Source organism: Allobosea sp. OAE752 (assembly GCF_050433265.1).
GTDB lineage: Bacteria > Pseudomonadota > Alphaproteobacteria > Rhizobiales > Beijerinckiaceae > Allobosea > Allobosea spartocytisi.
Window position 1 is genome coordinate 229,650 of the sequence record NZ_JBNPXO010000001.1, and the last position, 12,913, is coordinate 242,562.

17 protein-coding genes are annotated in these 12,913 nt (G+C 68.0%); 6 read left to right on the plus strand and 11 right to left on the minus strand.

The features are described 5' to 3' along the window. Positions 1-80 precede the first annotated feature (80 nt). Positions 81-464, plus strand: a complete 384-nt coding sequence (locus tag GGC47_RS01085; RefSeq protein WP_185747793.1) for a porin — start codon at positions 81-83, stop codon at positions 462-464. 20 nt (positions 465-484) lie between these two features. On the opposite strand, the gene GGC47_RS01090 is transcribed toward GGC47_RS01085, so the two are convergent. The 5 genes from GGC47_RS01090 to GGC47_RS01110 form a co-directional block, all read right to left on the minus strand. After that, complete coding sequence (locus GGC47_RS01090; RefSeq protein ID WP_142020393.1) at positions 485-1,111, minus strand: uracil-DNA glycosylase family protein; 627 nt, start codon at positions 1,109-1,111, stop codon at positions 485-487. Then, positions 1,108-1,674 (minus strand): hypothetical protein, encoded by a 567-nt coding sequence (locus GGC47_RS01095; protein WP_142020392.1) that lies wholly within the window; start codon positions 1,672-1,674, stop codon positions 1,108-1,110. The genes GGC47_RS01090 and GGC47_RS01095 overlap by 4 nt, the downstream gene beginning before the upstream one ends. After that, on the minus strand, positions 1,671-2,138 hold the full coding sequence (locus GGC47_RS01100; RefSeq protein ID WP_142020391.1) for a hypothetical protein: 468 nt from the start codon (positions 2,136-2,138) through the stop codon (positions 1,671-1,673). The genes GGC47_RS01095 and GGC47_RS01100 overlap by 4 nt, the downstream gene beginning before the upstream one ends. Further along, positions 2,138-2,749, minus strand: a complete 612-nt coding sequence (locus tag GGC47_RS01105; protein WP_038361721.1) for a glutathione S-transferase family protein — start codon at positions 2,747-2,749, stop codon at positions 2,138-2,140. Before GGC47_RS01105 ends, GGC47_RS01100 begins: the two co-directional genes overlap by 1 nt. A gap of 251 nt (positions 2,750-3,000) precedes the next feature. Then, complete coding sequence (locus tag GGC47_RS01110) at positions 3,001-3,552, minus strand: thermonuclease family protein (protein ID WP_429066552.1); 552 nt, start codon at positions 3,550-3,552, stop codon at positions 3,001-3,003. Positions 3,553-3,637: 85 nt separating this feature from the next. Between GGC47_RS01110 and GGC47_RS01115 the strand changes: the two genes are divergently transcribed. Both GGC47_RS01115 and GGC47_RS01120 read left to right on the plus strand, forming a co-directional pair. Further along, complete coding sequence (locus tag GGC47_RS01115) at positions 3,638-5,161, plus strand: sensor histidine kinase (RefSeq protein WP_142020390.1); 1,524 nt, start codon at positions 3,638-3,640, stop codon at positions 5,159-5,161. 105 nt (positions 5,162-5,266) lie between these two features. Further along, positions 5,267-6,385: a D-alanine--D-alanine ligase family protein gene (locus GGC47_RS01120; RefSeq protein ID WP_142020389.1), complete on the plus strand. Its 1,119-nt coding sequence runs from the start codon at positions 5,267-5,269 to the stop codon at positions 6,383-6,385. 21 nt (positions 6,386-6,406) lie between these two features. Here the strand turns inward: GGC47_RS01120 and GGC47_RS01125 are convergent, their stop codons facing one another. Next, positions 6,407-7,012 carry an NAD(P)H-dependent oxidoreductase gene (locus tag GGC47_RS01125; RefSeq protein ID WP_142020388.1) on the minus strand — a complete coding sequence of 202 codons (606 nt, stop codon included), beginning with the start codon at positions 7,010-7,012 and terminating at the stop codon, positions 6,407-6,409. A 123-nt stretch (positions 7,013-7,135) separates the two neighbouring features. On the opposite strand from GGC47_RS01125, the gene GGC47_RS01130 reads away from it, so the two are divergent. Further along, positions 7,136-7,735 (plus strand): TetR/AcrR family transcriptional regulator, encoded by a 600-nt coding sequence (locus GGC47_RS01130; protein ID WP_197062724.1) that lies wholly within the window; start codon positions 7,136-7,138, stop codon positions 7,733-7,735. Between the two features lie 55 nt (positions 7,736-7,790). Here GGC47_RS01130 and cobT read toward each other — a convergent pair whose 3' ends face one another. After that, the gene (gene cobT / locus GGC47_RS01135) at positions 7,791-8,810 is read right to left on the minus strand and encodes a nicotinate-nucleotide--dimethylbenzimidazole phosphoribosyltransferase (RefSeq protein WP_038361709.1); all 1,020 of its coding nucleotides are present in this window, start codon (positions 8,808-8,810) and stop codon (positions 7,791-7,793) included. Positions 8,811-8,924: 114 nt separating this feature from the next. Here cobT and GGC47_RS01140 point away from each other — a divergent pair, with 114 nt between their 5' ends. Together GGC47_RS01140 and GGC47_RS01145 are read left to right on the plus strand one after the other, a co-directional pair. Then, complete coding sequence (locus GGC47_RS01140) at positions 8,925-9,779, plus strand: adenosylcobinamide-GDP ribazoletransferase (RefSeq protein WP_370953996.1); 855 nt, start codon at positions 8,925-8,927, stop codon at positions 9,777-9,779. After that, positions 9,776-9,982: a DUF1289 domain-containing protein gene (locus GGC47_RS01145; RefSeq protein WP_142020386.1), complete on the plus strand. Its 207-nt coding sequence runs from the start codon at positions 9,776-9,778 to the stop codon at positions 9,980-9,982. Before GGC47_RS01140 ends, GGC47_RS01145 begins: the two co-directional genes overlap by 4 nt. An 80-nt stretch (positions 9,983-10,062) precedes the next feature. On the opposite strand, the gene GGC47_RS01150 is transcribed toward GGC47_RS01145, so the two are convergent. The 4 genes from GGC47_RS01150 to GGC47_RS01165 form a co-directional block, all read right to left on the minus strand. Continuing rightward, positions 10,063-10,536 (minus strand): GNAT family N-acetyltransferase, encoded by a 474-nt coding sequence (locus GGC47_RS01150; protein WP_142020385.1) that lies wholly within the window; start codon positions 10,534-10,536, stop codon positions 10,063-10,065. Between the two features lie 19 nt (positions 10,537-10,555). Then, on the minus strand, positions 10,556-11,389 hold the full coding sequence (locus GGC47_RS01155) for a sulfite exporter TauE/SafE family protein (RefSeq protein WP_113253186.1): 834 nt from the start codon (positions 11,387-11,389) through the stop codon (positions 10,556-10,558). A gap of 118 nt (positions 11,390-11,507) precedes the next feature. Next, positions 11,508-12,221, minus strand: coding sequence for a DUF1428 domain-containing protein (locus GGC47_RS01160; protein ID WP_142020384.1), 714 nt, complete (start codon positions 12,219-12,221; stop codon positions 11,508-11,510). 265 nt (positions 12,222-12,486) lie between these two features. Then, positions 12,487-12,891, minus strand: coding sequence for an SRPBCC family protein (locus tag GGC47_RS01165; RefSeq protein ID WP_429066557.1), 405 nt, complete (start codon positions 12,889-12,891; stop codon positions 12,487-12,489). Positions 12,892-12,913: the final 22 nt, after the last annotated feature.

The window sequence follows — 12,913 nt, forward strand, 5'->3', positions numbered from 1 at the left end:
GCGGGCGTGCCGTTACGATGACCTGCCACAACTGCGCCTTGCGGCACCGTCATGATCGGTTGTCGCTTCGGGAATCAGCCATGCTCCGCTTCGCCACCTTCCTGCTTCTGGCTTCGCTGCCCGGCGCCGCCATGGCCCAGTCGATCGGCGAGGCCCTGCCCGGCCGGGCGCAGCCGCGCGAAGCCTTCAGCAAGGCCGCTCCCGCCCCTGCCAAGGGCGCCCGCCCCTGCCCCGAATATGGCGCGGGCTTCGTGCGGCTCGAAGGCTCGACCTTCTGCGTGCGTGTCGGCGGCGCGGTCAGGGCCGAATTCGGCAAGAGCTCGCGCAGCGGCTATGGCAGCCGCACCGACGGCATGGCCTATGTCGAAAGCCGCGGGCAGACCGCGCTCGGGCCGGTTCGCTCGGTGGTGAGCGTGCGTGGCAGCGTCGATCGCGGCCTCGATTCCGGCCCGTTCCGCTACTGAACGGCCGCCCCGGCGTCGGCTCAGGCGACCAGCCGCGCGACCTCCCGTTGCAGCACCGGCACCAATTCAGCCTCGAACCAAGGGTTCAGCCGCAGCCAGGCATTGTTGCGCCAAGACGGGTGCGGCAGCGGCACGACACGCGGATGCACGGGCCGCGCCAGCAGCTCGCGCCAGTCTGCCACCGTCGCGGTGAGGCCGCGCCCCTTCCCCTCAGCCAGATGCCAGTCCTGAGCATAGCGCCCGATGGCGAGGACGAGCTCGATCCGGGGCATCGCCGCGAAGACGCGCTCGCGCCAGGCCGGCGCGCATTCGCGCCGCGGCGGCAGGTCGCCGCCCTTGGCGTCCTGCCCCGGGAAGCAATGGCCCATCGGCACGACCGCGACCTTGGCGGAATCGTAGAAGACCGCCTCGTCGATGCCGAGCCAGCGCCGTAGCCGCACGCCGGACGCATCGGTGAAGGGCCGCCCGCTGGCATGGACGCGCGTGCCCGGCGCCTGCCCGGCGATGCACAGCCGCGCCGTCGCCGAGGCCTGAATGACCGGACGCGGCTGATGCGGCAGCGGCGGCAGATAACGCGGCGCATCGCGGCAGATCCGGCAGGCCCGCAACTCGTGCAGGACCTCGTCCAGCGTCTCCTGCGCGCTCATCGGCCGGGGTCGCTCCGCGTTTCTCCGATCGGCGAAGTGGCTCCGGCTCCTTGCTTCATCGCATCGTCTTCATGCGAACCCGCTTCGTTCGATAATATGCTGGCGAGCTTCCCACGGCCGGGCGCCCGCGAAATCAGCCCGTCGCAGACCCAGTTCTCCGATTTTTTGACGAAGCCATGCGGATCGCCGGGTTCGATCCGCGCCAGACCGTTGATGCGTCCGCTCGGGCGGTTGCGGATGACGTAAAGCGCGCCGCTGGTCTCGATGGTGAAGCAATAGGTGCGGCGCTTGTCGACCGGGCCGTAATAATAGCAGACCGCGTCCTCCGTCGTGGTCCAGCAGGCATCCGTGTTCGGCACATGGCGATTATGGCCCAGCGCGCGGCCATCCGCATGGTGATACTCGCTGAAGGGCAGGTTGCTGCCGGAATAAAGCCCCGTCACGGTATTGCCCTCGAAAGCCTGCCGGATCTGCGGGCCGGTGAGGCGCTCGGCCGCGCCGGCGCCGGCCGTGGCGGTGAGGGCCAGGACGAGGATCGCGCTCCGGACGGCCGATGCTGTCATCGCTGCGCCAGCCTCCGGCTCATCGGCGGGGCCGGTGCCCGCGAGATCAGACCGTCGCAATACCAGGGCTTGCCATTGTCGGTGTGGCCGCGCGGATTTCCGAGTTCGACCTTGGCGAGCGCATTGACCATGCCGTTGCCGCTGTTGCGCAGCACGTAGAGATCGCCGCTCATCTCGACGGTGAAGCAATGCACCGTGCGGTTCTCGGGCGGGCCGTAATAGTAGCAGACCTGATCGCGCTTGGTGATCCAGCAGGCGTCGGTGTTGGGCTGCCAGCCATTATGGCCGAGCGCGCGCCCGTCGGGCGCATGAAACTCGGTGAAGAAGCCGCCATTGGTGTAGCGGCCGGTGACGGTATTGCCCTCGAAGGCGCGCTGGATCTGCTCGCCCTTGAGGCGCTCGGCCGCATGGGCGGGCGTCAGCAGTCCCGACAGGACGGCCAGAACGAAGGCCAGATACCGCATCACGCCTTCCAGCTCGGGCGAGCCGAGATGTCGCCATGCCAGCGGCGGATATGGACGAAATCCTCCGGCAGTCGAATCCGGGAGGGCTTCATGAAGTCGATGGCGATGCCGGCGGTGATGTCGGCGACCGTCAGCTCGTCGCCGCAGACGAAGGGGTTGGCAGCGAGCTGCAGCTCGAGCACCAGGAGATGGTCGTCGATCTGCTCGCGGTTGATCTCGGCCCATTCCGGAACCTGCGCCTCGAGCTCGGCCATGGAGGGATGGCTGTGGCGGAAGACGGCAGAGACGCTGCTGAACAGGCCGAGCTCGATCCTGCGGTTCCACATCTCGATCAGCGCCTGCTGCTTGGCCTCCCGGCCGAACAGCGGCGGATGCGGGTGAAGGCCCTCGATATAGCGGCAGATCGCGATGGTCTCGGCCAGCGCCGTGCCGTCGTCGAGCTGGAGGACGGGCAGGCGCTGCGCCGGGTTGATCCGCCTGAACGCCTCGGTCCTGTGCTCCTTCTTGGCGATGTCGACCGGGATGAGTTCCGGCAGCGGCACGCCCTTCTCCGCGAAGAAGATGCGGACCCGTCGCGGGTTCGGGGCGCGGCCGCCATCATAGAGCTTCATCAGATCGTCTCCGTCTCCGGCCGCACCGGATCACGGCCCGTGCCGGACGGTCAACCGTATCATAGCGCTTCTTGACGCGAGGATGGCGCCTGCTTCCTCGGAAGCCGGGATATTCGAGCCCTCGTCCCGAGGAGCAGCCGAAGGCTGCGTCTCGAAGGATGCTCCAGGAGACGCCGGAACCATCTGGAGCATCCTTCGAGACGCCGCTACGCGGCTCCTCGGGATGAGGGCTCTTATGTCAAAACGGCCCCTCAGCGGGGATGGCTGCGCCGCCAGGCTTCCGGCCGCTCGAAGCGCAGGGCCCAGAGCCCGCGCCCGGCCGCGCGGGCCTGCGCTTCCTCGGCCTGATAGGCGCCGTAGGAAACCGCCTGCCCGTCGCGCACCATGGTGGCGTTGATGTCCTCGTCGCCCTGCCGGCAGCGAGCCAAGCCGCGGCCGTAACGGTCGCTCTTGCCGATCTCGCAGGTCGTCAGCCCCCGCGCCAGCAGGGCCTGCAACGCGCGCCGCGCCTCGCGCCCGCAGGCGACGCCGCGCCCGCCGGCATCCGTGCAGCTCTGGCGGTATTCCGGTGCGTCCAGCCCTTCGAGCCGCAATTCCTCGCCGAGCAGGCGGATCGAATCGCCGTCGATCGCCTGCGCCGGGCCGGAGAGCACCCGCGCCGGCCCGAGACGGTACTGGAGGATCGCCCCCGCCAGCGCGAGAAAGCCCAGAATTCCGAGCGCGACGACGAGATCGGTCAGGCGCCCGACGCGGCGCCAGCCGAAAGGACCAGAACGAGATCGACCGAATCCGAAACGCGCCATCAGGAAGAGCTTAACGATTTGGTGTCCATGATGGCGAGCCCGCTGCGCAACCCGCGCCGCGGAACGAGGATGCGTACCCTTTGCCATGGCGGAAGTGACGGCCGAACAGGTGCAGCGCGGGCGCGGGCCGGACCCTGCCGCCGTCGCGCGCCGCAAGCTGCTCACGAGGGAGGTCAAGACCGTCCGCGAGCGGCTGACCTCCTCGTCCGGCCTCGAGCGCGCCTTCGACAACGAGCTCCTGCGCAGCTTCGCGCAATACCGGGTTTCCGGCTCCGTCGGCACGATGGTGCTCACGCTCGGCATCGCGGCCGCGGCCTGCCTGTGGCTGCCCGTCTACCTCGCCGCGTCCTGGAGCGCTTTCGTGCTGGCCAGCGCGCTCGTCATCGTCGGGCTGTCGCGCCGCTATCTCACCAAACGCCCGGAGGACATCCGCCCGGCGCGCTGGCGCCGCTGGTTCGCGCTGGCGGAAGGCTTCCACGGCCTGTGTTGGGCGGCGCTTCTCGTGCTCTTCGCGCAGATCGACGCTCCCGGCGCGAAAATCTTCGTGACCACCGCCTTGCTGATCGTCAGCGCGCTGACGGTGATGCTCTCGGCCTCGATCCCGCTCGCGGTCTATGCGGGCTTAAGCCCGATCATCCTCGGCATCATGCTGTTCTTTTGGGACAAGCGCGACATCGACAGCATCACCATGGCGCTGATGGCGGCCTCGGCGCAGCTCTTCTTCATCTTCCTCGCCAACCGCCTCTATGCCAGCTCGGTCGAGACCATCGGCTTCCGGGCCGAGAAGGATGCGCTGTTCGCGGAGCTGGAGACCGCCAACGCCAATTCGGACGAGGCGCGGCGCAAGGCCGAGGAAGCGAACCTCGCCAAATCCCGCTTTCTCGCCACGATGAGCCATGAGCTGCGCACCCCGCTCAACGCCATCCTCGGCTTTTCCGAGGTGATGAAGAACGAGATCTTCGGCGCCCATGCCAATGCCGCCTACAGGGAGTATTCGGGCGACATCCACGGCTCGGGCCAGCATCTGCTCAACCTGATCAACGAGATCCTCGACCTTTCCCGCATCGAGGCCGGCAAATACGAGCTGAACGAGGAGGCGATCTCCCTCATCGGCATCGTCGAGGATTGCCGCCACATGCTGGCGCTGCGCGCCAAGGCCAAGGGCCAGATGATCCGCGAATTCGCCGAACCCGACCTGCCGCGCGTCTGGGCCGATGAGCGGGCCATCCGGCAGGTGGTGCTCAACATCCTGTCGAACGCGATCAAGTTCACCCCGCAGGGCGGCGAGATCACCATGAAGATCGGCTGGACGGCCACCGGCGGACAATATGTCACGATCACCGACACCGGGCCGGGCATCCCCGAGAACGAGATCCCGATCGTTATGCAGAGCTTCGGGCGGGGCTCGCTCGCCATCAAGACCGCCGAGCAGGGCTCAGGCCTGGGCCTGCCGATCGTCAAGGGGCTGGTCGATCTGCATGGCGGCGGCTTCCTCCTCAGGTCGAAGCCTCGCGGCGGCACCGAGGTCACCATCACCCTGCCGGCCGAGCGGGTGATGGACGCCCTGCCCGCCCTGCCCGAACCGAAGCCGAAACCGCGTGCGGCCTGAGCTCCGCCACCGGCCAAAGCTTCATCACAAAGCCATGATCGCCCGACAAGACCGCCATCCCTCCCGGCGCCTCCCATCTCCGCCTCAGCACTGGATCACTGGACCATGAACGGCAAAATCCGCGTCGCGGTGCTCTATGGCGGCAAGTCGGGAGAGCATGAGGTCTCGCTCAAATCCGGGGCCTCCGTGGTGCGCCATCTCGACCGGGATCGCTTCGAGCTGATCCCGGTCAGCATCGACAAGCAGGGCCGCTGGCAGCGGCAGGATCCCAAGCGCCTGGCCGAGTGGAATGCGGAGAGCCTGCCGATCCACGCGGATGCGCCGGAAATCCGCCTCGCCGCCGATGGAACCGGCGGGCTGCAGGTCGCGGCGCTCGACGGCACCGCGACGGATGGCGGCATCGACGTGGTGTTTCCGGTGATCCACGGCCCGCTCTGCGAGGACGGGGCCGTGCAGGGCCTGCTGGAGCTGTCCGGTGCCGCCTATGTCGGCTCGGGCGTGCTCGCCTCCGCCATCGGCATGCACAAGGACATCGCCAAGCGGCTCGCCGCGCTCGCGGGGCTGCCGGTCGCGCCTTATGTGACGGTGGCCAGGCGCGAGTTCCAGCGCGATCCGGCGGCGGTCGGCACGGCGGCGCAGGCGAAGCTGACGCTGCCGGTCTTCATCAAGCCCTGCAATATGGGCTCCAGCGTCGGCGTCCATAAGGTGAAGCGCTGGGAGGATCTCGACGCCGCCCTCGTCGACGCCTTCCGCTACGATACGCGCGTCCTGATCGAGCAGGGCATCGACGCCCGCGAGGTCGAGGTCGCGGTGCTCGACGGCGACCCGCCCTTCGTCAGCGTGGCGAGCGAACTCAACGCCCACCCCAAGCACGAGTTCTATTCCTACGAGGCCAAGTATATCGACCAGGACGGCGCGACCGTCGACCTGCCGGCGAAGCTCGAGCCCGCACAGATGGAGCGCGTCCGGGAACTGGCTAAGACGGCCTTCCTGGCGCTCGAATGCAGCGGGCTGGCGCGCGTCGACTTCTTCCTCGACCGGAAGAGCGGCGAATTCTACTTCAACGAGATCAACACCCTGCCCGGCTTCACCGCGATCAGCATGTATCCGAAGATGATGGAAGCCTCCGGCATGGCCTATCGCGACCTGATCACCCGGCTGATCGAGCTTGCGCTGGAGCGCCATGCCGAGCGCGCGGCGCTGAAGACGGATTACGATGCCTGATCCGGCGCCGGTCGGGCCTTGTCACGCAGCCTTTACGGCTGCCGGCTGATCGAAGATGGCGCGGCCAATGCGCCCGGCCTCATCGATGACATTGGAAGCATCGTCGGGCGCGTTCGGCAGCAGCAGCTCCGAACGGCGCACCGGCGCGCCGCAATAGCCGAAGATGCCGTGGTCGATCTGCGTTCTCATCGCGCCAAAATAGCCATGGCGGGCATAGGTCCGCAGGTCGGCGCCGCCAATGGCGACAAGATGGATCGACAGGTGGCCCAGCTTCTTCACCACGCGGCCGCCGGGCACCTCCTCGTAAGCCCAGCCATTGCTGAAGACGCGGTCGATCCAGCCTTTCAGCAAGCCGGGAAAAGACCACCAATAGACGGGATAGACCAGGACGAGCGCATCGGCCCGGTCCAGGCGCGCCTGCTCGGCCAGAACGGCGGCATCTGCAGGCGCCTGCCTGAGATGGGCTGTGATGTCGCTCTCTTTGAAGCGGGGGTCGAAACCCTCAGCCGAAAGATCGGCGATCTCGCTGGAATGGCCGGTCTCGCCAATCCCATTGGCAATCCGCCTGGCCACGGCATGCGCCAGCGATTGGGGCAAGGGATGAGAGACAACGATGAGGCTGTGCATGACCGATCTCCGAAAGCGATTGCGCATCCGCCATCGCGCTTATATACTTTTAGTAAGTTACCAATGGTATATTAAATGTCAACCTCCCTCCCACCTGCCCGCTCCGATGCGGGCCCCACCGCGATGCGGCAGCGGCTGACGCGCGACGAGCGCTACCGCCAATTGATCGACGTCGCCTGGCGCCTCGTGCGCCGAGACGGGACCGACGCGTTGAGCCTGGGCCGCCTGAGCGAAGAGGCCGGCGTGACCAAGCCTGTCGTCTACGATCATTTCGGCACGCGGGCGGGCCTCTTGGCGGCGCTTTACCGCGAATACGATCAACGCCAGACGGCGCTGATGGACGAGGCGCTCGCAAATAGCCCTCAGCTGCTCGACGCGCGCGCCGGCGTGATCGCCGCGTGCTACGTCGATTGCGTCCTCACTCAAGGGCGGGAGATTCCGGGCGTCACGGCTGCGCTTGCCGGTTCGCCGGAGCTCGACCAGCTCAAGCGCGGCTATAGCGCGATCTTCATCGGAAAGTGCCGAGCGGCGCTCCAGCCCTTCGCCGACATTCCGATCCCGGCCGCTGCGTTTTGGGGGGTGCTCGGAGCAGCCGAGGCACTCTCGGGCGCTGCCGCGGCCAACGAGATTTCGCGAGAGGAAGCGCAGGCGGAACTGCTCGACGTCATTCTGACGACCGTCAGACGACATAGGACAGCGGGGGCCATCGCCACACGAGGGTGACCGGCAAGGCAGCGAGCCCTGACGGTGCGCTTCCCCCCGCTTAACTCAGCCGGCGTCAGTCCTTGCGCGCCACCTGCGCCTGTTCGAAGGTCGCCATGCCCGAATGGATCGCGGCGGCGGCCTTGACGAGGCCCGCTGCCAGCGCGGCGCCCGAGCCCTCGCCGAGGCGCATGTCGAGCGCCAGCAGCGGCACCTTGCCGAGCCGGGCCAGCACCTCGGCATGGGCGCCCTCGGTCGAGAGATGCCCGGCCAGGCAATGGTCGATGGCCGAGGGCTCGATGGCGTGCAGGATCGCGGCCGCGGCGGTGACGACATAGCCATCGAGGATCACCGGGATGCGCTGCGAGCGCGCGGCGATGATGGCGCCACAGATCGCCGCGATCTCGCGCCCGCCGAGGCGGCGCAACACCTCGAGCGGGTCCTTGAGATGGGCGCGGTGCAGGGCCAGGCCCTTCTCCACCGCCGCGACCTTGCGCTTGAAACCCTCATCGTCGATGCCGGTGCCGCGCCCGCACCAGCGGGCCACGTCGCCACCATAGAGCGCGGCATAGATCGCCGCGGCCGAGGTGGTGTTGCCGATGCCCATCTCGCCAAGGCAGAGCAGATCGGCGCCACCGGCCAGCGCCTCCATGCCAAAAGCCATGGTCGCGACACAGGCGCGCTCGTCGAGCGCGTCGGTCTGGGTGAAGTCGCCGGTCGGCAGGTCGAGCGCGAGGTCGAAGACCTTGAAGCCGAGATCATAGGCTGCGCAGATCTGGTTGATCGCCGCGCCGCCGGCAGCGAAATTCTCCAGCATCTGGCGCGTCACCGCCTGCGGATAGGCCGAGACGCCCTGCGCCACCACGCCATGGTTGCCGGCGAAGACGCAGACCAGCGGGCGCCGCACCTCGGGCGGGGCCTTGCCCTGCCAGGCGGCGAGCCATTCGGCGATCTCCTCCATGCGGCCGAGGCTGCCGGCCGGCTTGGTGAGGTTGGCGTCGCGGGCGCGCACCGCATTCGCCGCCGCCATGTCGGGGCCGGGCATCGCGGCGATGAGCTCGCGGATATCGTCGAAGGGCAAACCGGAAGCGGACATGAGATCAGATCCATCACGCAAACGCCGCAGCAGCGCATCGGCGTGGCGGCAAGGTTGATGCTGCTGCTATAGGCTCGGCAGGTGGAAGACAATCGACGGGAGCGCGAAGCCGGCATGGCGGAAGCGGAAACCAGCGTGGAACCGATGCAGGACAGCCCGCCGATCTGGCCGGGCTGGCTTGCCGCGACCGCGATCTGCATCCGCTTCTATTCGCGCCTGCCCGTGCCCCGGCTGCCGGGCGAAGGCGATCTGCACGGCATTCCCGATTTCAGGCTGGTGCCACGCGCCCTGCCCTTCGCGGCGCTGGCGATCGCGCTGCCGGCGGCGCTCGTCACCCTGATCGGGGGGCTTGCGGGCCTCAGCGGGATGGTCGTCGCGGCGCTCGCCCTGACTGCGCTGGCGCTGAGCACCGGCGCCTTCCATGAGGACGGGCTCGCCGACAGCGCCGACGGGCTGTTCGGCGGGCATACGGTCGAGCGCCGGCTGGAGATCATGAAAGACAGCCGCATCGGCTCCTATGGCGCGATGGCGCTGGGGCTGTCGCTGCTGCTGCGCGCGAGCCTGATCGCGGGGATACTCGACCATGCCGGCGCCTGGGGCGCTGCGGCGGCGGTGCTCGTCGCAGCGCCGTGGTCACGCGCGGAAGGCCTGCTCCTGCTTGCGACCCAGCCTCCGGCGCGCAGCGGCGGCGCCTCGGCGGCGGTCGGCCAGCCCAGCCTCGCCACGGCGCGGATCGCGCTGGGCTTGAGCCTTATCGGGGCGACCGGAATCGCGCTTGCCGCACATCTCCCGCTGGCCGGATTGCTGGCCGGCTTCGCGCTGGCGCATGGGGCGGCAGCGGTGTTGGCCCGGCTGGCGCGCCGGCTGATCGGGGGGCAGACCGGCGATATCGTCGGCGCCGTCCAGCAGCTTGCCGAGATCGCGATCTATCTCGGGCTCGCGCTCGCGCTGGGATGGGCGGGGCGATGAGCACCGTCTCGACGCCCTGCATCAAGGTTTGCGTCATCGACCCGGCGAGCGGGCTCTGCGAGGGCTGCGGACGCACGCTCGACGAAATCGCGCAGTGGTCGGGCCTCAGCGAGGCCGAGCGACTGGCAATCATGGCGGAATTGCCGGAGCGGTCGAGTTTGCGGGAGAAGCCGCCGGGGCCGCCGCGTCATGCTCGGGCTTGACCCGAGCATCTCGGAAACCGGCACACTCTCGTCACGGTCTTCTCGGGTCTACGCTTCGCTGCGCCCGAGAATGACGGCTTCTACCTCTTCGCCACCGCCGCCAGCGCCTCACCGGTCAGGCGATAAAAGACCTTCTTCGTCTGCGCGACTGCGCCAAGGCTCTCATAGAAGCGCAGCAGGGCCGGATCGTCGGCGTCGGCGGTCCAGTCGAGGCGCCTGTGGCCGCGTTCCAGCGCCAATGCCGCGAGGGCCTGCATCAGCGCGCGGCCGAGCCCTTTGCCGCGGGCGGCATCGGCAACGTAGATCTCCTTCAGGAAGAAGCCCGATTTCAGCCCCGGCCCCGGATAGAGGTTGCAGGCCGAGGCGAAGCCCCGGACCGCCTCCCCCTTCACCGCGACGAGGATGTCCACGCCGGCCGGGAGAGCGGCAAGGTCGGCGCGAATCTCCGCCACCGGCGGGCACGGCACCCGGTAGTGCCCCTGCATCTCGACCATCAGCGCAGCCAGTGCCGGATGGTCGGCGGGTTGCAGCAGGCGGATCATCGGCTCGCTCATCCCCTCGCCTCGCGCCGCTTCAGTGGAGCAGGGACCAGATGAAGCGCCCGGCGACGACGAGCAGGAAGAGGCCGAAGGCCACCTCCAGCCGCCGCTTCGAGAGCCGGTGCGCCAGCCGGGCCCCGATCGGCGCCGTCCAGATCGAGGTCGGGATGAACAGGATCATGCCGAGCAGCGAGACGTAGCCGAGAGAGAACGGCGGCAGGATGTCCATCTTCGGCCAGCCGGCATAGATGAAGCCGAGCGCGCCGGGGATCGAGATCAGCACGCCGAGCCCCGATGAGGTCGCCACCGCCTGGTGGATCGGGCGGCCGTAGAAGGTCATGAACAGGCTGGAAAGCTGGCCGCCGCCGATGCCCATCAGCGAGGAGAGCACGCCGATGACGCCGCCATAGGCGACCATCAGCGGCTTGCCCGGCATCTCCTCGCCGAATTTCCAGCGATCCGCCGCGAAGAGCAGGCGGATGGCGGAGATCGTCGCGACGACGACGAAGACGATCTTGAAGAGATCGGCCGGCGCGTAGCGCGCGATATAGCTGCCGACGAGGACGCCAAGCACCACCGGCACGGCCCAGACCTTGAGGATCGAGAGATCGACCAGCCCCTTGGCGCGGTGAGCGTTGAAGGAGCGGATCGAGGTCGGGATGATGACGGCGAGCGAGGTGCCGACGCTGAGCGGCATCCGGACCTCCTCCGGCACGCCGATGACGCGGAAGACCTCGTAGAGCACCGGCACGATGACCGCGCCGCCGCCGACGCCGAAGACGCCGGCGAGCAACCCCGTCACGGCCCCCGCCAGCACGAGCGAGACGGCGAGGAAGACGAGATCGCCGATGGGAATGCCTGCGAGCATGGAGAAGGTTCCGGTGGGCCAGCCCTTCCCCTCTCGGCGATTTCGTCAGCCGGGGCAAGGGCTTCCGGACAGCCCTGTCATGTGCTGCCCGGTGTCCCTGGCCCAGGCGGCGCCCGGCTCAGGCGTCCAGCAAGGTGGTGAAACCACCATAGACCATGCGCTGGCCGTCGAATGGCATGGGCATGCCGTTCATCCGCGCATCCTGCCTGATCTTGCCCCAGGCCTCGTCGCGGGCGGCTTTGGTCGGCCATTCGACCCAGCCGAACACGACGGCCTCGCCGTCCTTCGCCTTCACTGCGCCCTTGAAATCCGTGACCTTGCCATCCGGCACATCGTCACCCCAGGCATCGACGACGCGGCGCGCGCCGTGATCCGTGAACAGCGCGGAGAGCCCCGCCGCATAGTCGCGGAAATCCGCCTTGCGTTCCTGCGGCACGGCGATCAGCACGCCATCGACATAACCCGCCGCGCCGCCTTCGCCGTCATCGACGAGCGCGTCGAAGCCGCCCATGATCATGCGCTTGCCGTCGAAAGGCATCGACTGCCCCATCGACGCCATGCGCGGATCGCTCATCATCTTCGCATTGGCCGCGTCGCGCGTCTTCCGGTCGGGATACTCGAACCAGGAGAAGACCACGACCTCGTCGGGCGTCGCCTTCACGGCGCCCTTGAAGTCGGTGACCTTGCCGTCCGGCACCTCGTCGCCCCAGGCCTCGACCATGCGGGTGACACCGAACTCCTTGAAGAGCGGCAGCGCCTCCTTCGCATGCTTGCGGTAGACATCCTTGTTGGCGGCGGGAACCGCGACCACGAAACCTTCGACATAAGCCATCGTGTAGTCTCCTCTTGAATCGCGCCGGCCCATCCGGCGCCACATAGGTTGATATCAACTCAACTTCAGTATCGGTGGCACATTTGCGCCCGCCTCAACCGCAGCGGGAACCGACCGCTCGAGACGGGTGCAGCGCGGCGCGCGACGGCTCGCGCGACACGATCCTGTGTTCCATCGTCTCCTCTCCTCCGCTGGCGCCGGTTCGGCATCGGCGGCGGCGCTCCTCGCTGGCGCCGGATACGGATGAGCGAGGCTCGCCTTGACCTCAGGCGAAGAAGGCCTCCAGCTTGACCATCGAGCCCGTCCAGCCATGGGTGTGGCCGCGGACAGCGGCATCATCGAACAGCTTCTCGTGCAGCAGTGTCAGGAGCGTGCCGTCGCCATCGGGCTTCAATGTAACCGTCACGCGCGAAACGCGTTCCGGCGTCGTCACCCAGGACCAGCTGAAGACGAGGCGCTCGTTCTCGACCACCTCGAGATAGCGGCCGGAGACCTCATGGCGCGCGCCATTATCCTCCAGCATGACGACCCGGTAGGCGCCGTCGACATGGGGATCGATCTCGGCCTCCTGCGCCACCACGTTTTCCGGCCCGAACCAGCGAACCAGCAATTCGGGATCGGTCCAGGCCTGGTAGACCTCCGCCAGGTTCGCATTCAGCCGGCGTTTCATGGTGAGGCTCGGTGTCACCGGC